Genomic DNA, 22,044 nt, shown 5'->3' on the forward strand with positions numbered 1-22,044 from the left:
GGGGATGCGGACCGGGGCGCGGGCGGGGGGACGGGTACGAGTACGGGTACCGGCGTCGCGCCCTCCTCCGTGGAAGGTGCGGCTCCGATCCCCGCACCCGCACCGGTCCCCGCCCCCGCACCAAGCTCCGCTTCCGCACCAGTCACCGCATCCGTATCCGGCGAACCCTTCGCCGAGTGCGTCCTGTGCCGCGCGCCCACCGAGTACCCGGAGTCCCACCGGGGCGTCACGCTCTGCCCGGTCTGCGCGTGGCAGGAAGCCCAGCGCACGGCCTGCTCGGGCTGAGCCGCCCGCGAGCCGGGACCCGCTGTCCGCTATCCGCCGCGCCGCGAACTGAGCGCGCACGCCACCCACACCGCGGCCGCCGCGGCGGCCCCCGCCACCGCGAGCGCCCCCACCGGTACCGGTACCACCCCGTCCCGCGAGCCCGCCGTCAGATCCGTCAGGACGGACTTCGCGGGTGAGCCCGTGGTGACCAGGGCGAGCAGTGCGAGGAGCAGCAGCGCGGGGACGGCGCGGCCCGCCGAGCGCAGCACGGGCCAGTTGGTGAGCGCGCCGACGGCCGTGCCGACGAACGCGCTGACCAGCATCGCGAGGAGTCCGGCCGCCGCCGAAGGCAGCCGGGGCACCGCGTGCCGCGCGTCCGTGCTCGACGCGTCGCTGATGGCCGTCACGACCAGGACCGCGAAGGCACCGAGCGCGGCCGCCGTGAGCAGCGCGGCGAGCAGCGAGGCGAGATGGGCGCGGCCGGGTCCCGCGGCGGCCGCGGTACAACTCCGCGCCGCGGGCGGCTCGTTGGTCGCACAGATCCGCACCAGCCAGGCCGCGACGGGCAGCAGGGCGGCGGCGGCGTACGCGAGCGAGTCCAGGATGGGCTGGCCGCCCTGCACGCCGACGGCGAGGAAGACCGCGTAGAGGATCACGGGCGCCAGCCAGCGCTGGGAGCGGGCGAGCAGCGAGAGCTGGTAGTGCAGCAGCGCGTTCATCGGCGGTCACCCTTCTCCGCCACAGCCGCCACAGCCGCCACATCTGGCACGGTCGACTCGACCGTCGCTCCTTCTCCCCTCGCCTCCGCAGGCGCGGTCGGCGCCGTGCCGCCGCGCACCGTCACCACGTGCCACGGCGGACGGGCCGTGAGGAGTTCCTTCAGTACGACGTCGGAGCGGCTCTCCGGTACCGAGAGCCGCGTCCCCCCCTCGGGCGTCGGCTCGCCGATCCCCGTCGCCGCCGATGCCACCGTCGGCGGGAGCTCCACGCCCTTCGGCCCCTGCGCCTCGATGACGACGACGGGCCCGGCGGACGTCGCCCCCGCGCCTCCCTCGCCACCCGAACTGCCGCTCCCCGCACGGCGGTTGAGCGAAGCACCCACCAACGCGTACGTCTCGTCCGTCGCCCCGAGGAGCCTGCGCGGATCGTGGTCGACGAAGACCACCGCGCCGCCCGCCGCCCGCCGTTCGGCCACGGCGCGGTCGAGTTCGGCGCGGGCCGCGGCGTCCAGGCCCGTCCACGCCTCGTCGAGCACGAGCAGGTCGGGGTCGGCGAGCAGTGCCTGTGCCACGGCGACCTTCTGGCTGCTGCCCTTGGACAGCTCCGACAGCGGCGTACGCGCGTAGCAGCCCGCGCCGAAGCGCTCCAGCCACTCCTCCGCGCTCCGTGCGGCGGCGGCCCGTGCGAACCCGTGCACGCGGCCCAGGTGCGTCAGGTAGCCCACCGCGGTGAACGGCAGCGACGACGGGAAGCGTTCGGGGACGAACGCCGTGCGCGGGCGTCCCTCGCGGCGGCCCTCCGAGGGCGCGTCGATGCCCGCGAGGATTCTCAACAGGGTTGATTTCCCTGTTCCGTTGGCGCCTTCGATCCGTACCAGGGTGCCCTCGGCGACCGCGAGGGCGACTCCGCGCAGCACCCAGGGACCGCCCAGGGCGTAGCGCCGGCCCACCCCGTCGAGCCGTATCGCGTGAGCGTGTTCCATCCGGTCATCCTCGCGCACGCCCCGCCCGCCCAGGACGAATTCCCAGGTACGGCCGATCTTCGGCCTGGCAGACTGGGCGCGTGAGCAGTGACCAGACCCTCCCCGGCGCGCCTGAGGGCCCGCACGCCCCGAGCGCGGCGGACAGCCCCTTCCGGCACGAGACGACCTCGCGCGACGAGGCCCCGCAGTTCGTGCTGCCCCTCGTCGCCCGCATCGAACGCGCCGCTCCCCCGGCCCGCACGGACGCCCTGGAGACCGCGGCCCGCGCCGTCCTCGTGATGCTGAGCGACGAGCGCTCCCTCGGCGACGGTGCGTGGGCGCAGGCCGTGCGCGACTGGCAGGACGCCCGGATCCGCAAGGTGGTCAGGCGCGCCCGCGGCGCCGAGTGGCGGCGCGCGGAGACGCTGCCCGGGATCACGGTCACCGGCAAGTCGGCGGAGGTCCGCGTCTTCCCGCCGGTGCCGCTCGACGGCTGGCCCAAGGAGCTGGCCAAGCTCCAGGTCTCCGGCACCGAGCTCGACGACCCGGAGCCGCCGGGCGGCGCCGACCCCACGCACCCGGTGCTCTGGATGAGCCCCGACGTCGAGATGTCGGCGGGCAAGGCGATGGCCCAGGCGGGCCACGGCGCGCAGCTGGCCTGGTGGGACCTGTCGGATGCGGACCGGGCCGCGTGGCGCGACGCGGGCTTCCCGCTGTCCGTACGCACCGCGGACCCGGCGCGCTGGCGCGAACTGACCGCGAGCGGGCTGCCGGTGGTGCGCGACGCGGGCTTCACGGAGATCGCCCCCGGCTCCTGCACGGTGGTCGCCGACCACCCCGCGCTGCGTACGGCACGGGCATGACGGGCGGCCCCCGGCTCGACGGCAGGGTCGAGCGCGGCAACCAGACCCGTCGCCTGGTGCTGCGGCGCACGGTGGACGTCGCCTCGGTGGAGGGGCTCGACGCGCTGTCGCTCGGCCGGATCGCCACCGAGCTGAAGCTCAGCAAGAGCGGGGTGTTCGCGCTCTTCGGCTCCAAGGAGGAGCTCCAGCTGGCGACGGTGCGGGCCGCCGGGCGCATCTACCTGGACACGGTGGTGGAGCCCGCCCTGCGGACCCCGCCCGGCGTCGCCCGCGTCTGGCAGCTCTGCACGGCCTGGCTCGACTACTCGGAGCAGCGCGTGTTTCCCGGTGGCTGCTTCTTCTACGGGGTGATCGCCGAGTTCGACGCCCGCGAGGGGCCGGTGCACGACGCGCTGGTCCGCGCCAACCGCGACTGGCACGAGCTGATGGAGCGCTCGCTGGCCGAGGCCGTCGAGGCGGTCGAACTGCACGGGGACACGGACCTGTCCCAGCTGGCCTTCGAGTGCATCGCGCTCATGGAGACGGCGAACGCGCACTCGGTCCTGCACGGCGAGTCGGCGGCGTACCGCCGGGCGGGCACCGCCATCGCGGCGCGGCTGCGCGCGGCGGCGACGGACCCGGCGCTGGTACCGGCACCGCGCGCCTAGGGCCTGGTCCGACGAAAGACCCTAGCCCCCCTGCGGCACCGCTTCGTGCCGTGCCCGGGGCAGCCGCCAGTCGCCGCCGCGGTCCTCCTTGGACCAGCGCGCGACGAGGTCGGGGACGCGCAGGAAGCAGGCCAGCGCGGTGACCGTCTGGAAGGCGTCGATGGCGCGCCGCGTCGTCGGCATGGCCAGGCGCAGCAGCCGCGGGTTGACCTCGGCCTGGATCTGGTCGACGAAGGGCCGCAGCACGGTGTCGTAGTGCGCGAGTGCGGTCGGCAGGTCGTCCGGGTGCCGGTTGATCGCGTCGGCGAGGACGTGGGCGCCGACCAGGCCGCCGGAGATGCCCATGCCGCTGTAGGGGGAAGCGCAGTGCGCGGCGTCCCCGGCCAGGACCACGCGGCCCTTGGACCAGGTGTCGGTGCGCACCTGGGCGATCTCCTGGGAGTAGAAGAACGGGCTGGTCGCCATGCCCTCGATGAAGCGCCCGGTCTGCCATCCGGCGTCGCGGAACCTGTCCGCCCAGAACTCCTGCTGCCGCTCGACGGGTGCCCGGTGGATCGCGGAGGCCGCCGCGGATTCCTCGCGCAGCACGAAGTAGGCCTGGGTCTCGGTCGGGTTGTGGCTGCGGCGCATGACCTGCCGGCCGCCCGTGGCCATGTAGGTGTCGCGGATGTCGCTGTCGGACGCGACGCGCGGCACGAACCAGTACGCCATGTGGATGCCGACCCGCCAGTACGGGTCGGCGCCCTCCGGCAGGATCGCCCGGCGGATGCGTGATCCCTGGCCGTCCGCGCCGACCAGGAGGTCGAACGTGCCGGAGGACCCGTCGGAGAAGTGCGCGAGGACCTCGTGCTCGTCCTGCTCGAAGCCGTCCACGCTCTTGCCGAAGACGTACGCGGCGTCGTCCTTGGTCGCGTCGTGCAGGATGCGGACCAGGTCGCCGCGCATGATCTCGTACTCGGACGTCAGCGTCTGGCGGCCCCGGCCCGAGGTGTTGGCCATGATCGTCGCCCTGGCCCTGCCGCGGGCATCCACGAAGGCCACGCCCCTCTCGTCCACGAGCTCGTCCCTGACGGCGTCGAGGAGTCCCATGCGGCGGACGGCCTCGATGCCCTGACCGCGCAGGTCGACCTGGGCGCCGGTGGCCCGCAGCGCGGGGAAGCGTTCGACGACGGTCACGCGGTGGCCGCCCCGCGCCAGCCAGAAGGCCAGCGCCTGTCCCGCGACCCCGCCGCCGGCGATGAGGACCCGCAAGGACCGCGTCTCCGCACCTTGTGTCATGTCCACCACTCCAAAATCTATCAGTGAAAGATTTCTTTCCAGAGTCATCTATCGGCGATAGATTGTCAACGTGACGAAGATGAACCGAGAGACCGTGATCGCCGAGGCCCTCGACCTGCTCGACGAGGCCGGGCTCGACGGCGTCAGCACGCGGCAACTGGCGAAGCGGCTCGGCGTCGAACAGCCGTCCCTGTACTGGTACTTCCGCACCAAGAAGGACCTCCTGGCCGCCATGGCGCAGGCCGCGATGGAGCCCCACGCGCACGAGCCGCTGCCGACGCCCGAGGACGACTGGCGCGCCTGGTTCCTGGAGAACACCCGCAGCTTCCGGCGCACCCTGCTGGCGCGCCGCGACGGCGCACGCCTCCATGCCGGGTCCACGCCCACCGCGGACCTCGACCGGATCCGCCACAAGATGGCCTTCCTCGTCGACTCCGGCGTGCCCGAACGCGACGCGCAGATGGCGATGCTGACGGCGGGCCGCTTCACGGTCGGCAGTGTCCTGGAGGAACAGGCGGCCGCAGGCTCCGGCGGAGAACCGGACCTGCCGGCCGATGTGCCGCTCATCGATCCCGAGGCGGCGTTCGAGGCGGGGCTCTCCCTCATCGTGGACGGCTTGACCCCGCGCGCCACGGCCCGGTAGCCGCCTCCGGAGGAACCCCGAAGAACCTCTCGTACCGCTGAACGCACCGCCCGCATCTTCCGTACCCCCCGGTACCACGGCGATTGGGGAGGCACCTTGCGGCGCGTCAACGGAACGGCTCTGATCATCGCGGCACTCGTGGCCACGCTGGGGGCGATCGCGTTCCCCGTGTGGTCGTACGCCGACCGCTCGGGGACCGGGCCCGCCAACCTGGCGGCGGGTTCCGTGCCCACCCGCTGGGGTCCCCTCTCCGCGGCCGACAGGGACCTGCTCGTGAAGGTGCGGCTCGCCGGGCTCTGGGAGATACCCGCGGGACAGCAGGCCGTCGAGCGCGCGCCCACCGAGGCGGTCAAGGACGCGGGCGACCACCTCATCGTCGGCCACACCGATCTGGACCGGCGCGTGCGGTCGGCCGCGGCCCAGCTCGGCGTCGAACTCCCCAGTCAGCCCACCGCGCAGCAGCAGGGCTGGCTCCAGGAGCTGACGGACGCGAGCGGCGAGACGTACCAGCGGAAGTTCGCGAACCTGCTGCGGGCCTCCCACGGCAAGGTCTTCGCCGTCATCGCCCAGGTCCGCGACAGCACCCGCAACTCCCTGGTCCGGCAGCTCGCCACGGACGCCAACCAGACCGTCCTCGACCACATCACGATGCTGGAGGCGACCGGCCTCGTCGACTTCGACGGCATCGCGAACGGCTCCGCCACCTCGACGGCCAGCCCCACCGGGCCTCCCCCGCCGTCCGGCGCCACACCGCCCGCGCCCTCGCCCGCCGGACCGAGCGGCGACGTGTCCACCACGTCACGCCCCTCGCCGGGGCAGCCGGGCCGGATCGAGACGGGCCGGGCGGAACCTCAAATGTAGCTCTGAACGTCTCCACCTGGAGGTTCGATCCACCCGGCCGGGGTCATGGTCCTGGCAACGGGGGACGAAGGGGGAGCGACATGAAGCGGCTGGGTACGGGGATCGGCTGGCGTCCCGAGATCGCGGACGCGGTGGCGGCGATGCCGGGCATCGACTGGGTCGAGGCCGTGGCGGAGAACCTCTGCCCCGGGCATCTGCCCGACGCGCTGCTGCGGCTGCGCGAGCGCGGGGTGACCGTGGTGCCGCACGGCGTCTCGCTGGGGCTCGGCGGCGCCGACCGCCCCGACGAGGGACGGCTGCGCGCGCTGGCCGAGCGCGCCGACGCGCTCGGTTCGCCGCTCGTCACCGAGCACATCGCGTTCGTACGGGCCGGTGGCCCGCTCACCGCGACGCAGCCGCTGGAGGCCGGGCACCTGCTGCCGGTGCCGCGCACCCGCGACGCGCTCGACGTCCTGTGCGAGAACGTCCGCATCGCGCAGGACGCGCTGCCGGTGCCGCTCGCCGTGGAGAACATCGCGGCGCTGATCTCCTGGCCCGGCGAGGAGATGACGGAGGGGCAGTTCCTGTACGAACTCGTCGAGCGCACGGGCGTACGGCTGCTCATCGACGTCGCCAACCTGCACACGAACCACGTCAACCGCGGCGAGGACCCGGCCAAGGCCCTCGGCGAGCTGCCGGTCGAGGCCATCGCGTACGTCCATGTCGCGGGCGGCTTCGAGCGGGACGGCGTCTGGCACGACAGCCACGCGCACCCGGTCCCGGACGCCGTGCTCGCCGTCCTCGCCGACCTCGCGTCCCGGGTGAGCCCGCCCGGCGTCCTCCTGGAGCGCGACGACAACTTCCCGGCGCCGGCCGAGCTGGAGCGCGAACTGGCCGCGATCCGGGCGACGTTGGCGGCCGCGGACGGGCCGCCGCCGGGACCGGCCACGACGGCCGTCGGGGCGGACGAGGGCGCGGATGAAGCGGCTGTCGGCGCGGACTCGGGCGCCACTGCTCCCGAACTGCCGTCCGCCGCACCCGCCTCGCCCGCCGCGCGCCAGCGCACGGGGCTCGCGCAGGCCGCGCTGCTCTCCGCGCTCGTCGCCGGGACGCCCGTGCCCGAGGGGTTCGACCACGCGCGGCTGCGGGTGCAGAGCCACGCGCTCGCGGCCAAGCGCGCCGACGTCGTGGCCAAGGTCGCGCCCGAACTGCCGGAGATCCTCGGCGCCGCGTACCGCACCGCGTTCCTCTCGTACGCACAGCACCGGCCCATGACCGGTGGCTACCGGCACGACGCGCTGGCCTTCGCCGAGCACCTGCTGCTCGCGGGGACCTCCCTCGACGGGGCGGGCGCGGACGCGCGGCGGCGGCTGAGCGACTGGTGGCTGGAGCGCTCGGGCCCGGCGCCGCTGTCCCGGCGGCGGCCCGCCACGAGGCTGCTGCACGCCACCCGCCGCGTACTGCTGGGACGGTGACGCGATGTACGTCGTGGGCACGATCTACACCCTCGCCGTCGTGCTCTCCGCCGGGGAGCTGATCAGGGGGACGGCGGCGGCCCGGCGCACTCGGACGTCGCCGTTCCGCGCCGACGACGGCTCCGCGGACGGGGTGTTCGTGCGCGGCACCCTGGAGGCCGCGTTCCTCTCCGGCGGCCCCGCCCGGGTCGCCGACGCGCTGATCGCGGGCCTGCACGAGGACGGCGGCCTGGTCGTCGCGGGCCCCGGCATCGTCGGCCTCACCCGGCCGACGCCGCGCAACGCCGCCGAACAGGCCGTCGCCGACGCGTACGCCGCGGCGCCCAACGGCGCGCTGCACTGGCTGCGGGCCGAACTGATGCGCGGTGCCCTGGTGCAGGGGACGGGCGACGCGCTGGCGCGGCGGGGGCTCATCGTGCGGCGGGGGCCGCAGCTCAAGTGGCGCCGCTGGGCCGGCCTGCACCTGGTCCTGAGCCTCTTCGGGTTCTTCGCGGCGGCCATGCTGACGGTCGCGCAGTACTCCGACGCGCCCTCGGCCACATCGGAGAGCCCGGCCGTCGACGGCGTCTTCATGCTGCTGCCCGCCGTGATCTTCGGCGTCGTGTCCGGTCTGATCTGCCTGCGCGTCACCGAGCAGCGCCTGACCATCGCGGGCCGCGGCGCCCTGCGCGAGTACGTCCTCTCGTCGCGCCATCTGACCGGCGCCGCCCACCTGGTGGCGACGCGCGGCCTGTCGGCGGCCCACCCGGACCTGCGCGCGCAGCTGGTGGCCGCGGCCAGGGTCCGGCGCGCGCCGACACCCTCCACCGGCCCGCACCTGGCCCCGCACCCCACGCCGTACAGCGGGAGCACGAGTTCGAGTCCGAGCTCGGGCACCCCGACCTGGTGCGGCTCGGGGAGCGGGTACGGCGGCGGGGGCGGGTCGGCCTGTTCGGGCGGGGGCTCCTCCTGTTCGGGCGGCGGGTCCGCGTGCTCCGGAGGCGGGTCCTCGTGTTCCGGCGGGGGCGGGGGCTCTTCCTGCTCCGGGGGCGGATCTTCGTGTTCCGGCGGCGGCTCGTCCTGCTCCGGAGGTGGCGGGTCCAGTTGCAGCAGCTCCTAGTCCTCCTTCTGACGGCGCGCGTCGCGGCCACCGGATCGGCGCGGGAGTACGGCGGTTGACGTACTCCCGTCCGTATGCCGGTGCCCCCGGCCCGACGCGCACTAACGTGCGGTGCCGCAACAGGAGGCACCATGCGATCCCGATCCATCAACGGCACCGGCCTCATCGTCGCGGGGCTCGTCGCGACCCTGGCCGCCCTGCTCTTCCCGCTCTGGTCGTACACGGACCGCTCCGGCACCACCCTCGACAGACTCAACGCGGAGACGGTGTCGACCGACTTCGGGCCGCTGTCCGCCCTGGACCGGGAGTTCATCACCAAGGTGCGCCTCGCGGGCCTGTGGGAACTCCCGGCAGGGCAGCAGGCCGAGGAGCGCGGCACCGCCAAGGCGGTGCGCACGGCGGGTGAGCATCTCGTCCAGGGGCACACCTTCCTCGACGCGCGGGTGCGCGAGGTCGCGTCCCGGCTCAGCCTGGAACTGCCGAGCCAGCCCAATCCCCAACAGCGGGGCTGGCTTGCCGAGTTGAGCAAGGCGCACGGGCAGACGTACGACGAGGAGTTCGCGAACATCCTGCGCCGCGCCCACGGCAAGGTCTTCTCGGTGGTGGCCGAGGTCCGCGCGAACACCCGCAACTCGCTGGTCCGCGCCCTGGCCGACGACGCCAACACCACCGTGCTCGACCACATCAAGGTCCTGGAGCGGACCGGCCTGGTCGACTTCGACGACCTCGCGCGGGACGCCGCGACGGGCCAGGCCCCCGCGACCCGCTCCCCCGCACCACCGGGCCCCACCGCCACACCGTCCCCCGCCGCACCGGTCACCCCGTCCCCGACGTACTCGCTCCCTCCGGCGGCATCGCGCCCGAAACCGAAGTAGCAAGAACCACGCACCCGCAGAAAACGGAACGTTACCCACCCGTCACCCGCCGTCCACATAGTGAAAATGCCATGGCGCACCGCACCGCCTTCGCATAGAAATCCGCCATGTTCTGGCTGCCCCTTCTCCTCCTCGCCTGGGCCGCGACCGGCCTCTCCTGCGGCAGGCTCTGCCTCGCCGCGAGCCGCGCCGCCGGTCAGGAGAGAGCCGCGCCGCGCGGGCACGAACTGACCCTCTACGAAGCGGCGTTCCTCTCCGGCGGCCCCGCGCGGGTGGCCGACGTGACGCTCGTCGCCATGGCGGGCGCGCGCCGGCTGCTGATCGCACACACCGGCTGGGCGACCGTCGTCGACCCGGTCGGCCGCGACGACATGGAGCGTTCGGTGCTCGGCGCGATCGGCCCCGACGGCCAGTCGCCCCTGTCGCCGATACGCAAGGGCGCGGCCGCCGCCGACGCGGTGCGCGCCCTCGGCGAGCGGCTCGTCGCGGCGGGCCTCGCCGTCCCGGAGAGCGCGGGCACGGGCGTCGCGGCCGCCGCGCGGCAGGTGCGCGCGGCGACGGTGGCGGTGCTCGCGCTCGGCGCCCTCGCGGTCTGCATGCCGACCCAGGAGCGGGTCGCTGCGGGGCAGGTCCCGGTGGCGATCTGGTTCTCGCTGCCGCTGCTGCTCTGCGTGGGCTGCCTCCTCATCGCCCGCGTCGAGGTCCACCCGTACACACGGTGGGCGTCCCCCGCGGGACAGCGGCTCCTGGGTGCGCTGCCCGCGGGCCGCGACGAGCTGACCACCGTGGCCGTGCGCGGCGTCCGCGCCCTGCCCGACCCCTGTCTGCGGGCGGCCTTCGCGCGCCGCTCCCGGCCGGATTCGGCGCAACGGGGTCATTGAGCCGACACCGGCGGGCCGGTGCTTTACTTCGCCAACTACCGCACGAAGTATCCCTTTTGTTCGAGTGTGCGACAAAAGGGGTATGAAGCGCGATGAGAGCAGCAGCCGCCCGCTACGGAACCGCCGGATCCTTGGTCCTGACCGCCCTCGTCGCCGCCCCCGCGGGTTCCGCGAGCGGCGCTCCGCCCTCCCCCGAGACACGCGGCACCGCCGTCGCCGCCCAGCGCGCCGAGGCCGCCGGGATCCACTGGGGCACCTGCGCGAAGGCCGAGAGCCTCCCGCCGTCCGTCCGGTGCGGCACGGTCTCGGTGCCGCTCGACTACGCGCACCCCGACGGCAAGAAGATCAAACTGACCGTCAGCCGCACCAAGGCCACCGGGAAGACGGCGGGCAAGGCGGCGGGCAAGCCGGTCGCGCGCCAGGGCGCGCTCGTCTTCAACCCGGGCGGTCCCGGCGGCTCGGGCATGTACTTCCCGATGGTGGGCGTGCTGCCCGAGTGGAAGCGGATCGCCGCCGCGTACGACCTGGTCGGCTACGCGCCGCGCGGGGTGGGCCGCTCGGCGCCGCTGACCTGCCAGGACCCGAAGGAGTACACCAAGGCGCCCACGCAGGCGCCGATCCACCCCGACGCCGCGTACAAGCGGAAGCGGATCGAGCGGGCGAAGGCGTACGCGCACGGCTGCGGCACCCGCAATCCGGGCCTGCGGCACTACACGACGCTGAACAACGCCCGTGACCTGGACGTGCTGCGGGCCGCCGTCGGCGAGAAGAAGCTGACGTTCATGGGCGCCTCGTACGGCACCTACTTCGGCGCGGTGTACGCGACGCTCTTCCCCTCGCACGTACGGCGCATGGTGTTCGACTCGGCGGTCAACCCCGACCCGGCGCAGATCTGGTACGGCAACAACCTCGACCAGTCGATGGCGTTCGAGCGGCGCTGGGCGGACTTCCGTGCCTGGGTGGCCAAGCACGACAAGACGTACCACCTGGGCGCGACGCCCGAAGAGGTGCTGCACAGCTACGAGAAGGTCCGCGCCGATCTGTCGCGCAAGCCGGCGGGCGGCAAGGTCGGCCCCGGCCAGTTGCAGGGCGCCTTCCTCAAGGCCGGCTACTACGACGACTACTGGCCGACGCGCGCGTCGGCGCTCTCCGAGTATCTGAAGGGCAACCCGAAGCCGCTGATCGAGCAGGCGTCGCCGGAGCCGAAGGCGGCCGCGGAGGAGGAGAACGGCAACGCCGTCTACACCGCCGTCGAGTGCAACGACGCGGCCTGGCCCACGGACTTCCGGGTCTGGGACCGCGACAACTCCGACCTCGCGCGCGTGGCGCCGTTCGAGACCTGGGACAACGCCTGGATGAACCTGCCCTGCGCCTACTGGCCCGCGCCCCGGCAGCGGGCGGTGGACGTGCGCACGGCGCAGGACGCGCTGCCCCCGACGCTGATCCTGGCGGCCGAGCGGGACGCGGCGACGCCGTACGAGGGCGCGCGCGAGCTGCACCGCAGGCTGCGGGGATCGGTCCTGGTGACCGAGGAGGCGGCGGGCACGCACGGGATCGCCGGCGGCCCCAACAAGTGCGTCAACGGATACATGGACGCGTACCTCCTGGAGGGCCGCCTCCCCGTGCGACGCGCGGAATGCGCGCCGCACAAGGAGCCGAAGCCCTTGACAGGGGAACGGGCCGCCGAGCTTCCGGCCCCGTAAGGGGCGCGGGGAACTGCGCGCCCAGCCCCCGCGAGCCCGCGGGCTCAGAGCGACCCGAGTCGCTCCAGGGGGAATGGCGGCTGCGCCAGTGGCCGCACGGCCAGCCGCGTCAGCGGCAGCGCGTTGTCGTCACCCGCCGTGCGATTCGCGTGCAGGACATCGCAGTGGACGCAGCGGTGGACGAGGACCCATTCGCCGTCTCCCTTGACGGAGATGGCGAGGGGTTCCATCCGGGCACCGCAGTCGGCGGCCCGGTCGCCCGGCGTGTCGTCGAGGTGACGGCTCCACAGGCAGTTCGGACAGTGATTGCGGTGGCTGGTGCCCGGTGCGGTCATCGGGACGTCGAGGCCGCAGTGCAGACAGCGGAAGGACTGGGCGCGTGCTTCAGTGCGCGCCCGCCTGGAAGTGTCGCGGGACATACGGGACATGGTCGGAGTGGCTCCTGAGCGATGCGGAATGGGGTGGGGTCGAGAGATTCCGCAGGGCCCTGGGCATACAACACCGGCTTTCCGTAGACGCACGAGAGGCCGGACCGCAGCCGGTCCGGCCTCTCGATGAAACCCGCACCCCCGTGGGCGCGGCAACCCAATTACCGCTACGCGAGACCCGCGACGAGGTCCGCGACGGACTTGCGGCGGCCGGTGTAGAACGGCACCTCTTCGCGTACGTGCATGCGGGCCTCGGAGGCGCGCAGGTGACGCATCAGGTCGACGATGCGGTACAGCTCGTCGGCCTCGAAGGCGAGCAGCCACTCGTAGTCGCCGAGCGAGAACGAGGCGACCGTGTTGGCGCGCACGTCGGGGTAGCCGCGGGCCATCATGCCGTGGTCCTTGAGCATGCGGCGACGGTCCTCGTCGGGCAGCAGGTACCAGTCGTAGGAGCGCACGAAGGGGTAGACGCTGACATAGTCGCGCGGCGTCTCGTCGGCCAGGAAGGCCGGGATGTGCGACTTGTTGAACTCGGCGGGGCGGTGCAGCGCCATGTTCGACCAGACCGGCTCCAGGGCGCGGCCGAGCCGGGTGCGGCGGAAGAGGTTGTAGGCCTCCTGCAGCTCGTCGGCGGTCTCGGCGTGCCACCAGATCATGACGTCGGCGTCGGCGCGCAGGCCGGAGACGTCGTAGGTGCCGCGGACGGTGATGTCCTTGGCGGCGAGCTGGTCGAACAGCTCCTGGACCTCGTCGGCGTAGCCTGCGCGGTCCTCGGGGAGCACGTCACGCAGCTTGAAGACGGACCACAGCGTGTAGCGGATGACCTCGTTGAGGTCCTTGGCCTTCTTGCCGGCGTTGGGGGTCTTGGCGGGGGCGTCGTCACTCATGGCCCTATTCTCCTCCGCCGCCGTGCGGACTCCGCACCGGGTCGCGGGTGAGCTCGTGCACACCGGCGAGGTCACCGGCCAGCTGGTCGACGGCCGCGTCGGCGCTGGCGACGCAGGCGGGAATGCCCACTCCGTCGTACGCGGCGCCGCAGACGGCGAGGCCGGGCAGGCGGCTCACCTGGTCACGGATGCGGGCCACGCGCGCGTGGTGGCCGACGGGGTACTGCGGGAGTCCGTCGTGCCAGCGGGTGACGCGGGTGGCGACGGGTTCGGCGGCCAGGCCGGTGGCCGCGCGCAGGTCGTGCCGGGAGAGCTCGACGAGTTCGGCGTCCTCGCGCTTGAGGATCTCCGTCTCGCCGTACCGCCCCACCGAGGTGCGCAGGACCAGCAGGTCGGGGTCCTCGTCGGCGATCCAGCCCCACTTGCGGGACGCGAAGGTGGACGCCTTGATGGTGTGTCCGTCGACGGGCGGCACGAGGAAACCGCTGCCTTCGGGGAGGTCGGTCTCGCTCCTGCGGTACGCGAGGGTCATCAGGGCCATGGAGGCGTACTCGACGCATCCGAGCTCGGCGGCCGCGGCGGGCGACTCGGTGCCGAGCAGCGCGGCGGCGGCGTAGGCGGGCACGGCGACGATCACGGCGTCGGCTTCGAGGGTCCGCTCCGCCGTGCCGACCTGCCAGCCCGTGGCGGTGCGCCGCAGGGCGGTGACCGGGGTCCCGGTGTGGATCTCACCGCCACGCGCGCGTACGGACTCGGCGACGGCGAGCGGCAGTCGTCCGACGCCGCCCGCGATACCCATGAAGACGGGCCCGGTCTGCTGGTGCGCGGCGGCGCGGGCCTGGAGGGCGCGGACGCCCTCCGTGAGGGAGCCGTGGGTGCGGGCGGCCTCGAAGAGCTGCGGGACGGCCGCGCGCATGGAGATGCGGTACGCGTCACCGGCGTACACCCCGCCGAGCAGCGGCTCCACGAGGCGGTCGACGACCTCGCGGCCCAGGCGCTCGGCGACGTACGCGCCGACCGCGACGTCGTCGCCGACCTCGGTGGGCGGCAGTTCGCGGTCCTGCTCGATGCGGCGCAGTCCCTCCTCGGAGAGGACTCCGGAGAGGGCGGACGCGTCGCCGGGCACGCCCATGACGTGGCCCTTGGGCATGGGGCGCAGGGCGCCGCGGGTCCAGATCGACGCGGTCGCGGTGGCGGGCGGCTGAAGGCTGTCTGCGAGGCCCACCTCGCGGGCGAGCGCGACGGCCTCGGGGCGGCGGGCCAGCATGGATTCGGCGCCGAGGTCGACGCGGACGCCCTCGATCTCACCGGCGAGCAGCTTGCCGCCGAGCCGGTCGGAGGCCTCCAGGACGGTGACGCGGGTGCCGGGGTGCCTGGTGAGCAGTCGGTGCGCGGCGGCGAGTCCGGCGATCCCGCCCCCGACGACGACGGCGTGGCTGTTCCCCGTACGTGTGTCCGTTTCGCGCATGCCTCCACTCTCTCAGACCGCCGAGTCCCGACCGTGACCGCATCGGGACCGGTCGGCAACCACCGTCGCGCCTCCGTCCGGCGTCAAAGGAGCATCACTCGTCACGTCTTCCGGGGGTACGCCGATGCACACGTCCAGCAGGTCCAGCCGCCGCACGGTCCCGGCGCTCTCCGCCGTCCTCCTCGCGGTCGCCCTCGCGCTCACGGGGTGCAGCGGGGCGGGTTCGGACGACACCGACGCCGGCGGCAAGGCGGCGGGCTCCGCGGCCGACGCGAAGGGCCCGTCCGACGGCGAGCCTGACGGCGGCGGCGCCGAGGGATCGCGCGGCGGCAAGCAGAAGCCGATAGGCCCCGCCGACACCCACATCATCCGCACCGCGAAGCTCACCGTCCGGGTCGAGGACGTGCCCGCGGCCCTGGACCGTGCGCGCGCGGCGGCCGAGGACGCGGGCGGCATCGTGGGGAACGAGAACACCTCGCGCGACGGCGCGGGACGCGAGCGTTCGCGGATCGTGCTGCGCGTGCCCCAGGAGAAGTACGAGGAGGTGCTCGACTCGCTCGAAGGCACCGGCAAGCTGATCGACCGGGACTCCAAGGCGCAGGACGTCACCGATCAGGTCGTCGACGTCGAGAGCCGCGTCGCCTCGCAGCGGGCGAGCGTGGCGCGGGTGCGCGAGCTGATGGACAAGGCGACGAAGCTGAGCGACGTGGTCTCCCTGGAGGGCGAGTTGAGCACCCGTCAGGCCGATCTGGAGGCGCTGCTCGCGCGGCAGGCGTCGCTGAAGGACCGGACGGACATGGCGACGATCACGCTGTCGCTCACCGAGCGCCCGGTGCGGGCGGCGGCCGCCGCCGACGACGACCCGACGTTCCTCGACGCGCTCTCGGGCGGGTGGGACGCGTTCGTGACGACGCTGCGGTGGATAGCGGTCGTGCTCGCCGCGGTGTTGCCGTTCGCGGCGGTGGTCGTGTTGCTGGTGCTGGTGTGGGTGCGGGTCGTGCGGCCACGGCTGCCGCGCCGTGCCGCGACGGCTCCCTCCCGGGAAGGGGGCGAGGGCTGAGCTCTTCGCCGGGGCGCGGGTCTCGTTGGGCTGGTCGCGCAGTTCCCCGCGCCCCTACAGGGCCCCTTACGGGGTCCCGGCCGCCGTAGCGTGTGCCTATGAGCAGCACACGAGAGCGACTGGTGATCATCGGAGGCGACGCGGCGGGCATGTCCGCCGCGTCGCAGGCACGCAGGCTCAGGGGTCCTGACGAGCTGGAGATCGTCGCGTTCGAGCGCGGCCACTTCACCTCGTACTCCGCCTGTGGCATCCCCTACTGGGTGGGCGGGGACGTCCCGGAGCGCGACGACCTGATCGCGCGCACGCCCGAGCAGCACCGGGAGCGCGACATCGATCTGCGGATGCGCACGGAGGTGACGCGGATCGACGTGGCGAACAGCCGCGTCCTCGCCCGCGATCTCGAACGGGACGAGGAGTCCTGGACCACGTACGACAAGCTCGTGATCGCCACCGGCGCGCGGCCGATCCGCCCCGCGCTGCCCGGCATCGACGCCCCGGGCGTGCACGGCGTGCAGACGCTGGACGACGGACAGGCCCTGCTCGACACCCTGGGCAGGACCGAGGGGCGCAGGGCGGTGGTCATCGGGGCGGGCTACATCGGCGTCGAGATGGCCGAGGCGATGCTCCACCGCGGCTACGAGGTGACGGTCGTCAACCGCGGCAAGGAGCCCATGTCGACCCTGGACCCGGACATGGGGCGCCTGGTGCACGGGGCGATGACCGGCATGGGCATCGAGATGGTGAACGACGCCGAGGTCACCAAGATCCTCACGGGCGACGACGGGCGGGTCAGGGCGGTCGCCACGGAGGACGCCGAGTACCCGGCCGACGTGGTGGTGCTCGGCATCGGCGTACGCCCCGAGACGGCGCTGGCCCGCGCGGCGGGGCTGCCGCTCGGCGAGCACGGCGGGCTGCTCACCGACCTCGCGATGCGGGTGCGCGGGCACGAGAACATCTGGGCGGGCGGCGACTGCGTGGAGGTGCTCGACCTGGTGTCGGGCAGCCACCGGCACATCGCGCTCGGCACCCACGCCAACAAGCACGGCCAGGTGATCGGTTCGAACGCGGGCGGCGGGTACGCCACGTTCCCCGGTGTCGTCGGCACGGCCGTCAGCAAGGTCTGCGACCTGGAGCTGGCCCGCACCGGGCTGCGCGAGAAGGACGCGCGGGCGGCCGGACTCCAATTCGTGACGGTGACCATCGAGTCGACCAGCAGGGCCGGCTACTACCCGGGCGCCGCCTTGATGACGGTGAAGATGCTCGCCGAGCGGCGCACCGGGAGGCTGCTCGGGGTGCAGATCGTGGGCCGCGAGGGCGCGGGCAAGCGGGTGGACGTGGCGGCCGTCGCGCTGACGGCGCAGATGACGGTGGAGCAGATGACCGCGCTCGACCTGGGGTATGCCCCGCCGTTCTCACCCGTGTGGGACCCGGTCCTGGTGGCGGCGCGCAAGGCGGTGGCGGCGGTGCGGGCGGGCTGACCGGCCCGCGTCATCGGACGGACGGACGAGAAGGGTCCCCGCCGCGCACGGCAGGGACTCTTTTCGGACAAACTTTCAGACCGCGGTGCGCGTGTGCACGTACTCGACGAGCCTGGTCAGCGCCTCCGGATCGGTGGTCGGCAGGACGCCGTGGCCGAGGTTGAAGATGTGCCCCTCCAGGCCGTTCGCGGCGGCCAGCACCTCGTCCGTCTTGGCCTCGACGGCCTCGCGCGTGGAGAAGAGCACGGCCGGGTCCAGGTTGCCCTGGAGCGCCTTGCCGGGGCCGACGCGGCGCGCGGCCTCGTCCATCGGCACCCGCCAGTCGGCGCCGACGACGTCCGCGCCCGCCTCGCCCATCAGACCGAGCAGCTCGCCCGTGCCGACGCCGAAGTGGATGCGGGGCACGCCGTACCCGGCGACCGCGTCGAAGACCTTCACCGATGCGGGCATCACCGCGCGCCGGTAGTCGGCGGGCGACAGGGCGCCCACCCACGAGTCGAAGAGCTGCACGGCGCTCGCGCCCGCCTCGATCTGCACCTTCAGGAAGGCGCCGGTGATCTCCGCGAGCCGGTCGAGCAGGTCGGCCCAGAGCTGCGGGTCCCCGTACATCAGGGCCTTGGTGTGCTCGTGGTTGCGGCTCGGCCCGCCCTCGACGAGGTAGCTCGCGAGGGTGAAGGGCGCCCCGGCGAACCCGATGAGCGGCGTGGACCCGAGCTCGGCGGTGAGCATGCCGATGGCCTCGGTGACGTAGTGGACGTCCTCGGGCGTGAGGTCCCGCAGCTGCGCCAGGTCGGCGCGCGAGCGGATGGGGTTGGCGACGACGGGGCCGACGCCGGGCTTGATGTCGAGGTCGATCCCGATGGCCTTCAGCGGGACGACGATGTCGCTGAAGTAGATCGCGGCGTCGACGCCGTGCCGCCGCACCGGCTGCAGGGTGATCTCGGTGACGAGGTCGGGCCGCATGCAGGACTCCAGCATGGCGGTGCCCTCACGGACCTTGCGGTACTCGGGAAGTGAGCGCCCCGCCTGCCGCATGAACCAGACCGGCGTGTGCGGCACGGCCTCGCGCCTGCACGCCTTCATGAAGGGGGAGTCGTACGTCGCTGGGTTCGGCCGGCCCGCGGGGCTCTGGCTCTCGTTGGCACTCACGCGGAAAGTCTCGCACGTTGACCGGGAACCCCCTGACGGGTGTCTCTCCCTGCGCGAAGCCGCCGTTCCCCTTAACCTTCCCCGCATGGCTGCGGCTCAGGGACAACGGTCGGACGGCGCTGGCGAGATGGAGAGTTCGGAGGGGAAGGTGGCGGATTCGGCTCCGTTGCCCTTCCGCGCGGCGGTCGACGCGCTGCGGGGGGCACGGCTGCGGCCGGAGATCGAGATCGACCCGACGCGGCCGCCGCAGCGGCTCGCGCCGTACGCGTACGCGCTGGAAGCGGCGGTCGTGGACGACGACGAGGACCTCGCGGACGGGCGGCTCGTGCTGCTGCACGATCCCGCGGGGCACGACGCCTGGCAGGGCACCTTCCGGCTGGTGACGCTGGTGCGGGCGGAGCTGGAGCCGGAGATGGCGGCGGATCCGCTGCTGCCCGAGGTCTGCTGGTCCTGGCTGACCGGCGCCCTGCACGCGCGCGGGCTCTCGGCGGGCGAGGCGAGCGGCACGGTGACCCGCGCGGGGTCCCACTACTTCGGGGGGCTGGCCGAGCGGCCGCCCGCGTCGCAGATCGAGATCCGCGCCTCGTGGACCCCCCGGGAGTGTGCCAACGGGGCGCCCGACACCGCGGCGCACCTCGCCGCGTGGTGCGATCTGCTCTGTCAGATCGCGGGGCTGCCGCCCGTGGGCCCCGGCGACGGGTCCGTGGTCTCGCTCCCCCAGCGCCGTGGTCCGTCAACTCCTTGACCATTCGTCCCCGGGCGGATTTTCTCCACCCTTCCGAGTGCCCCGCGGCCCGCTGCCGCGGGGTTTTCGCATGTCACCCGTAGGGCGGCGTGTTCGGTTTGATCTTCGGATGATCGAGCGCGCGTCTGAATTGTCCCGATTCAGACTCACCAAATCGTGATCATTTCCTAAAGGCGGGCGGGATTGGTGCCGAAGAGGTTTGTGACCTTGAAAAGCATGGTTCGTCCCGGCTTCCTCCCCGAGCCGGTTCCGTCCCGCCACCCCAGGAGGCCTGGTGTCCGTTCTCCTCGAGCAGCCCGCAAGCCTGGTCGCCTACCGCCCGAACAAGCCGACCGCCATGGTCGTCGTGGCCGACCCCCGCGTGCGTTCCACCGTCACCCGCCACCTCTGGGCGCTCGGTGTACGCGATGTCATCGAGGCCTCGTCCATCGCTGAGGCTCGTCCCCGCATCGGCAACCCTCGGGACATCTGCGTCGCAGACGTCCACCTTCCTGACGGCTCCGGCCTGACGCTCCTCTCCGAAACCCGTGCCGCGGGCTGGCCCAACGGCCTCGCCCTCTCCGCCGCCGACGACATCGGTGCCGTGCGCAACGCCCTCGCGGGCGGCGTCAAGGGCTATGTCGTCACCGGCACCCGCACGAACGTCGGACTCCCCACCCGCCCCGGCGCCGCGCCGATCGGCTCGGCCGCCGCCCGAATGCACCGCCGTCCTCCGGGCGCCCCCAGCCACCCCGGCGGCTACCGCGAACTGTCCGGCCGCGAGGTCGAGGTGCTCCGCCTGGTCGCCGAGGGCCAGTCCAACAAGGCCATCGGCGTCTCGATGGGCCTGTCCGCCCTGACCGTGAAGAGCCACCTCGCCCGGATCGCGCGCAAGCTCGGCACGGGCGACCGGGCCGGGATGGTAGCGGTCGCACTGCGCACCGGCATCATCCACTGACTCATTTACAACCCTCGCGCGCCCGTCGACGGAACGTTCCGTCGACGGGCGCCGTGCATGCACAAGTACCCTTGACAGGTGACCGACGCCCAAGAGACCGCAGCAGACAGCTCACTGCGAACCACCGGAGGCGCCCCTCCGGCCGACGACGGCCTCGCTCCCGAAGGGCTGCCGATCCCGCTACTGGAGCCGCGCGACGGCATTCCGCCGGTGATCGCCGACGAGGAATCCCTCGCCGCGGTCGTCGCCGCCTTCGCCGCGGGCACCGGACCCGTCGCCGTCGACGCCGAGCGCGCGTCCGGCTACCGGTACGGACAGCGCGCCTATCTCGTCCAGCTGCGCCGCGAAGGCGCGGGCACCGCGCTCGTCGATCCCGTCGCCTGCCCCGACCTGTCGGGCCTCGGCGAGGCCATCGGCGACACCGAGTGGGTGCTGCACGCGGCGACCCAGGACCTGCCGTGCCTGCGCGAAATAGGCATGGTTCCCTCGCGGATCTTCGACACCGAGCTCGCGGGCCGGCTCGCCGGGTTCCCGCGCGTGGGACTCGGCGCGATGGTCGAGAGCGTCCTCGGCTACGTACTGGAGAAGGGCCACTCCGCGGTCGACTGGTCGACGCGGCCGCTGCCCGAGCCCTGGCTGCGGTACGCGGCGCTCGACGTCGAGCTGCTCGTGGACCTGCGCGACGCCCTGGAGAAGGAGCTCGACCGGCAGGGGAAGCTGGAGTGGGCCCGCGAGGAGTTCGACGCCATCGCGTCCGCGCCGCCCGCGCCGCCCCGCAAGGACCCCTGGCGTCGTACGTCAGGGATGCACAAGGTGCGGCGGCGCCGTCAGATGGCGGTCGTACGGGAGCTGTGGACCGCGCGCGACAAGGTCGCCCAGCGGCGTGACGTGTCGCCCGGCAAGGTGCTCAGCGACGGCGCGATCGTCGAGGCGGCGCTCGCCGTGCCGCCCAACGTGCACGCGCTCGCGGCGCTGACCGGCTTCGGGCACCGCATGGGGCGGCGCCAGCTGGAGCAGTGGCAGGCCGCGGTCGACCGCGCCAAGGCGCTGCCGGACGCGGAGCTTCCGCAGCCCGGACAGACGGTGAGCGGGCCGCCGCCGCCGCGCTCCTGGGCGGACCGGGATCCGGCGGCCGCGGCGCGGCTCTCCGCCGCGCGGGCGGCGGTCTCGGCGCTCGCCGAGCAGCTGAACATGCCGCAGGAGAACCTGATCACTCCGGATACGGTCCGGCGCGTCTGCTGGGAGCCTCCGGCTCAGGTGGACGGGGAGTCCGTGGCCTCCGCGCTGGCCGGGCACGGCGCTCGGCAGTGGCAGATCTCTCTCGTCACGCCCGTTCTGGTGACGGCTCTCGGCTGACTGCCGGTCGTCGTACGTCAGACCGCCGCTTCGCGGCGAATCTTTCCCGCCCACCCACCCAACACTCCGCACCGAGCGGTGAAGGGGTGGGTGGGTGGTTCCGGTTGTGGGCAGACGCCTCGCCCCGCTGTGCCCACGTTGCCGAGTTCCGGTACCGAGGCGTCAGCCAGTGTGACCTTCGCCTCGCCCACGGGGCGCAGGGCGGGCCTTGGCCGCATAGTTACTGGCAAGTAGGGTGGATGGAGGAAGCGCGCCGCAGGCGTGGCGCACCGCACCCTGGAGGA

General features: G+C 73.4%; 22 protein-coding genes. 15 read left to right on the forward strand and 7 right to left on the reverse strand.

The window, feature by feature from the left end; all coding sequences use genetic code 11:
• The first annotated feature begins 69 nt into the window (after positions 1 to 69).
• Positions 70 to 285, forward strand: a complete 216-nt coding sequence (locus tag ACIO9J_RS38870; RefSeq protein ID WP_402010033.1) for a hypothetical protein — start codon at positions 70 to 72, stop codon at positions 283 to 285.
• Positions 286 to 314: 29 nt separating this feature from the next.
• On the opposite strand, the gene ACIO9J_RS38875 is transcribed toward ACIO9J_RS38870, so the two are convergent.
• Together ACIO9J_RS38875 and ACIO9J_RS38880 are read right to left on the reverse strand one after the other, a co-directional pair.
• Positions 315 to 986 carry an ABC transporter gene (locus ACIO9J_RS38875; RefSeq protein ID WP_402009844.1) on the reverse strand — a complete coding sequence of 224 codons (672 nt, stop codon included), beginning with the start codon at positions 984 to 986 and terminating at the stop codon, positions 315 to 317.
• Positions 983 to 1,969 (reverse strand): ATP-binding cassette domain-containing protein, encoded by a 987-nt coding sequence (locus ACIO9J_RS38880; RefSeq protein ID WP_402009845.1) that lies wholly within the window; start codon positions 1,967 to 1,969, stop codon positions 983 to 985. Before ACIO9J_RS38880 ends, ACIO9J_RS38875 begins: the two co-directional genes overlap by 4 nt.
• Before the next feature lie 80 nt (positions 1,970 to 2,049).
• On the opposite strand from ACIO9J_RS38880, the gene ACIO9J_RS38885 reads away from it, so the two are divergent.
• A complete protein-coding gene (locus ACIO9J_RS38885; protein WP_402009846.1) occupies positions 2,050 to 2,811 on the forward strand; it encodes an aminoacyl-tRNA hydrolase in 762 nt (253 codons plus the stop codon).
• Positions 2,808 to 3,458 (forward strand): TetR/AcrR family transcriptional regulator, encoded by a 651-nt coding sequence (locus ACIO9J_RS38890; protein ID WP_402009848.1) that lies wholly within the window; start codon positions 2,808 to 2,810, stop codon positions 3,456 to 3,458. Before ACIO9J_RS38885 ends, ACIO9J_RS38890 begins: the two co-directional genes overlap by 4 nt.
• A gap of 21 nt (positions 3,459 to 3,479) precedes the next feature.
• On the opposite strand, the gene ACIO9J_RS38895 is transcribed toward ACIO9J_RS38890, so the two are convergent.
• A complete protein-coding gene (locus ACIO9J_RS38895) occupies positions 3,480 to 4,736 on the reverse strand; it encodes an FAD-dependent monooxygenase (RefSeq protein WP_402009849.1) in 1,257 nt (418 codons plus the stop codon).
• Positions 4,737 to 4,815: 79 nt separating this feature from the next.
• Here ACIO9J_RS38895 and ACIO9J_RS38900 point away from each other — a divergent pair, with 79 nt between their 5' ends.
• From ACIO9J_RS38900 to ACIO9J_RS38930, 7 genes are all read left to right on the forward strand, one after another.
• Positions 4,816 to 5,379 carry a TetR/AcrR family transcriptional regulator C-terminal domain-containing protein gene (locus tag ACIO9J_RS38900; RefSeq protein WP_402010035.1) on the forward strand — a complete coding sequence of 188 codons (564 nt, stop codon included), beginning with the start codon at positions 4,816 to 4,818 and terminating at the stop codon, positions 5,377 to 5,379.
• 96 nt (positions 5,380 to 5,475) lie between these two features.
• Entirely contained in the window at positions 5,476 to 6,240 is a 765-nt protein-coding gene (locus ACIO9J_RS38905; RefSeq protein WP_402009851.1) for a DUF4142 domain-containing protein, read from the forward strand.
• Positions 6,241 to 6,320: 80 nt separating this feature from the next.
• Positions 6,321 to 7,694, forward strand: coding sequence for a DUF692 domain-containing protein (locus tag ACIO9J_RS38910; RefSeq protein WP_402009853.1), 1,374 nt, complete (start codon positions 6,321 to 6,323; stop codon positions 7,692 to 7,694).
• 4 nt (positions 7,695 to 7,698) lie between these two features.
• Positions 7,699 to 8,793: a TIGR04222 domain-containing membrane protein gene (locus ACIO9J_RS38915; RefSeq protein WP_402009855.1), complete on the forward strand. Its 1,095-nt coding sequence runs from the start codon at positions 7,699 to 7,701 to the stop codon at positions 8,791 to 8,793.
• 131 nt (positions 8,794 to 8,924) lie between these two features.
• Positions 8,925 to 9,668, forward strand: a complete 744-nt coding sequence (locus ACIO9J_RS38920; RefSeq protein ID WP_402009857.1) for a DUF4142 domain-containing protein — start codon at positions 8,925 to 8,927, stop codon at positions 9,666 to 9,668.
• Positions 9,669 to 9,775: 107 nt separating this feature from the next.
• On the forward strand, positions 9,776 to 10,549 hold the full coding sequence (locus ACIO9J_RS38925; protein ID WP_402009858.1) for a TIGR04222 domain-containing membrane protein: 774 nt from the start codon (positions 9,776 to 9,778) through the stop codon (positions 10,547 to 10,549).
• Positions 10,550 to 10,641: 92 nt separating this feature from the next.
• Positions 10,642 to 12,252 (forward strand): alpha/beta hydrolase, encoded by a 1,611-nt coding sequence (locus tag ACIO9J_RS38930; protein WP_402009860.1) that lies wholly within the window; start codon positions 10,642 to 10,644, stop codon positions 12,250 to 12,252.
• Positions 12,253 to 12,296: 44 nt separating this feature from the next.
• Here ACIO9J_RS38930 and ACIO9J_RS38935 read toward each other — a convergent pair whose 3' ends face one another.
• The 3 genes from ACIO9J_RS38935 to hemG form a co-directional block, all read right to left on the reverse strand.
• On the reverse strand, positions 12,297 to 12,671 hold the full coding sequence (locus ACIO9J_RS38935) for an RNHCP domain-containing protein (protein WP_402009861.1): 375 nt from the start codon (positions 12,669 to 12,671) through the stop codon (positions 12,297 to 12,299).
• Between the two features lie 176 nt (positions 12,672 to 12,847).
• Positions 12,848 to 13,567, reverse strand: a complete 720-nt coding sequence (gene hemQ / locus ACIO9J_RS38940; RefSeq protein WP_402009863.1) for a hydrogen peroxide-dependent heme synthase — start codon at positions 13,565 to 13,567, stop codon at positions 12,848 to 12,850.
• A gap of 4 nt (positions 13,568 to 13,571) precedes the next feature.
• Positions 13,572 to 15,035 carry a protoporphyrinogen oxidase gene (gene hemG, locus ACIO9J_RS38945; protein WP_402009865.1) on the reverse strand — a complete coding sequence of 488 codons (1,464 nt, stop codon included), beginning with the start codon at positions 15,033 to 15,035 and terminating at the stop codon, positions 13,572 to 13,574.
• Between the two features lie 124 nt (positions 15,036 to 15,159).
• On the opposite strand from hemG, the gene ACIO9J_RS38950 reads away from it, so the two are divergent.
• Both ACIO9J_RS38950 and ACIO9J_RS38955 read left to right on the forward strand, forming a co-directional pair.
• A complete protein-coding gene (locus ACIO9J_RS38950; RefSeq protein WP_402009867.1) occupies positions 15,160 to 16,095 on the forward strand; it encodes a DUF4349 domain-containing protein in 936 nt (311 codons plus the stop codon).
• 98 nt (positions 16,096 to 16,193) lie between these two features.
• The gene (locus ACIO9J_RS38955; protein ID WP_402009869.1) at positions 16,194 to 17,573 is read left to right on the forward strand and encodes an FAD-dependent oxidoreductase; all 1,380 of its coding nucleotides are present in this window, start codon (positions 16,194 to 16,196) and stop codon (positions 17,571 to 17,573) included.
• A 75-nt stretch (positions 17,574 to 17,648) separates the two neighbouring features.
• Here ACIO9J_RS38955 and hemE read toward each other — a convergent pair whose 3' ends face one another.
• The gene (hemE, locus tag ACIO9J_RS38960; RefSeq protein WP_402009871.1) at positions 17,649 to 18,722 is read right to left on the reverse strand and encodes a uroporphyrinogen decarboxylase; all 1,074 of its coding nucleotides are present in this window, start codon (positions 18,720 to 18,722) and stop codon (positions 17,649 to 17,651) included.
• 85 nt (positions 18,723 to 18,807) lie between these two features.
• Here hemE and ACIO9J_RS38965 point away from each other — a divergent pair, with 85 nt between their 5' ends.
• From ACIO9J_RS38965 to ACIO9J_RS38975, 3 genes are all read left to right on the forward strand, one after another.
• Entirely contained in the window at positions 18,808 to 19,467 is a 660-nt protein-coding gene (locus ACIO9J_RS38965; protein ID WP_402009872.1) for a DUF3000 domain-containing protein, read from the forward strand.
• Positions 19,468 to 19,741: 274 nt separating this feature from the next.
• Positions 19,742 to 20,404: a response regulator transcription factor gene (locus ACIO9J_RS38970; protein ID WP_030687574.1), complete on the forward strand. Its 663-nt coding sequence runs from the start codon at positions 19,742 to 19,744 to the stop codon at positions 20,402 to 20,404.
• Between the two features lie 78 nt (positions 20,405 to 20,482).
• Positions 20,483 to 21,760, forward strand: a complete 1,278-nt coding sequence (locus ACIO9J_RS38975; protein WP_402009874.1) for an HRDC domain-containing protein — start codon at positions 20,483 to 20,485, stop codon at positions 21,758 to 21,760.
• The last annotated feature ends 284 nt before the right edge of the window (positions 21,761 to 22,044 follow it).

Origin of the sequence: Streptomyces sp. NPDC087300, from assembly GCF_044744425.1 — a bacterium.
Lineage (GTDB): Bacteria > Actinomycetota > Actinomycetes > Streptomycetales > Streptomycetaceae > Streptomyces.

Coding starts and splice junctions, on each gene's coding strand:
- ACIO9J_RS38875 (WP_402009844.1), bottom strand. CDS start 986: ATGAACGCGCTGCTGCACTACCAGCTCTCGCTGCTCGCCCGCTCCCAG.
- ACIO9J_RS38880 (WP_402009845.1), bottom strand. CDS start 1,969: ATGGAACACGCTCACGCGATACGGCTCGACGGGGTGGGCCGGCGCTAC.
- ACIO9J_RS38890 (WP_402009848.1), top strand. CDS start 2,808: ATGACGGGCGGCCCCCGGCTCGACGGCAGGGTCGAGCGCGGCAACCAG.
- ACIO9J_RS38895 (WP_402009849.1), bottom strand. CDS start 4,736: ATGACACAAGGTGCGGAGACGCGGTCCTTGCGGGTCCTCATCGCCGGC.
- ACIO9J_RS38900 (WP_402010035.1), top strand. CDS start 4,816: ATGAACCGAGAGACCGTGATCGCCGAGGCCCTCGACCTGCTCGACGAG.
- ACIO9J_RS38910 (WP_402009853.1), top strand. CDS start 6,321: ATGAAGCGGCTGGGTACGGGGATCGGCTGGCGTCCCGAGATCGCGGAC.
- ACIO9J_RS38915 (WP_402009855.1), top strand. CDS start 7,699: ATGTACGTCGTGGGCACGATCTACACCCTCGCCGTCGTGCTCTCCGCC.
- ACIO9J_RS38920 (WP_402009857.1), top strand. CDS start 8,925: ATGCGATCCCGATCCATCAACGGCACCGGCCTCATCGTCGCGGGGCTC.
- ACIO9J_RS38925 (WP_402009858.1), top strand. CDS start 9,776: ATGTTCTGGCTGCCCCTTCTCCTCCTCGCCTGGGCCGCGACCGGCCTC.
- ACIO9J_RS38930 (WP_402009860.1), top strand. CDS start 10,642: ATGAGAGCAGCAGCCGCCCGCTACGGAACCGCCGGATCCTTGGTCCTG.
- ACIO9J_RS38935 (WP_402009861.1), bottom strand. CDS start 12,671: ATGTCCCGCGACACTTCCAGGCGGGCGCGCACTGAAGCACGCGCCCAG.
- hemQ (WP_402009863.1), bottom strand. CDS start 13,567: ATGAGTGACGACGCCCCCGCCAAGACCCCCAACGCCGGCAAGAAGGCC.
- hemG (WP_402009865.1), bottom strand. CDS start 15,035: ATGCGCGAAACGGACACACGTACGGGGAACAGCCACGCCGTCGTCGTC.
- ACIO9J_RS38950 (WP_402009867.1), top strand. CDS start 15,160: ATGCACACGTCCAGCAGGTCCAGCCGCCGCACGGTCCCGGCGCTCTCC.
- ACIO9J_RS38955 (WP_402009869.1), top strand. CDS start 16,194: ATGAGCAGCACACGAGAGCGACTGGTGATCATCGGAGGCGACGCGGCG.
- ACIO9J_RS38965 (WP_402009872.1), top strand. CDS start 18,808: ATGGCTGCGGCTCAGGGACAACGGTCGGACGGCGCTGGCGAGATGGAG.